A 755-nucleotide genomic window follows, 5' to 3' on the forward strand; every position below is an offset into this window, starting at 1 on the left:
CAGGAACAGGACCGGCTGGGCCGCCAGATCGCCTCGGTCCGGCAGACGATTGACAGATTGAAAGCAGGAGGAGAGATCATGGCGGAGAAAATGTTCGACGGCTTCGACCACACCCAGTACAAGGACGAGGTTCAGGAGCGCTGGGGCACGGACGCGTACGCAGCGGGAGACGCCTGGTGGCATGGGATGAGCCCGGCCCAGAAGGACGCCTGGAAGAAACGTTCCCGGCAGCTGGGCAGCGACTGGACCGCGGCCGCGGAGTCGGGGGTCCCGGCCGACAGTGCCGAGGCGCAGGAGCTGGCCCGGCGGCAGGTCGAATGGCTTTCCGGGATCCCCGGCACGCCCGCTTCAACGTCAGCCTCGGGCAGCAACGGCGACGTGAAAGGCTACGTCACCGGCCTCGGGGAGATGTACGTTGCCGATCCGCGCTTCGCCGCGAACTACGGCGGCGCAGCCGGTGCAACCTTCGTCCGCGACGCCCTCCGGATCTACGCCGGCAAGCACCTCTAGGACCGGCGCCGCCGGGACCGGGACTAAACTTGACCGGTGACTCTTTCAACGCATTTCACGGCCGGCAACACCACCGACGCCCCGCGCAGCGACCTCCCCGGCCTGCTCGAAGCCCTGGCGGCGGACCTGCGCGGCATCGGCTACACCGTTGACGGCGTCGCCGGACTGCTCGGCACCGCCGCGCACAGCGCCCTCAGCCGCGACCAGCTCGTTCCCGCGCTGATCGTCACCGAGACCGCCCGCCA

1 protein-coding gene and 1 pseudogene are annotated in these 755 nt (G+C 69.1%); both read left to right on the forward strand.

Translation table 11 applies throughout. From position 1 onward, the window contains the following. On the forward strand, positions 1-510 hold a 510-nt coding region (locus K789_RS0116090; RefSeq protein WP_024367650.1), incomplete at its 5' end, for a TipAS antibiotic-recognition domain-containing protein. Positions 511-546: 36 nt separating this feature from the next. Further along, positions 547-755, forward strand: a pseudogene (locus K789_RS0116095) (SAM-dependent methyltransferase); the annotation flags it as partial.

It is taken from the genome of Arthrobacter sp. TB 26 (assembly GCF_000427315.1).
GTDB lineage: Bacteria > Actinomycetota > Actinomycetes > Actinomycetales > Micrococcaceae > Arthrobacter.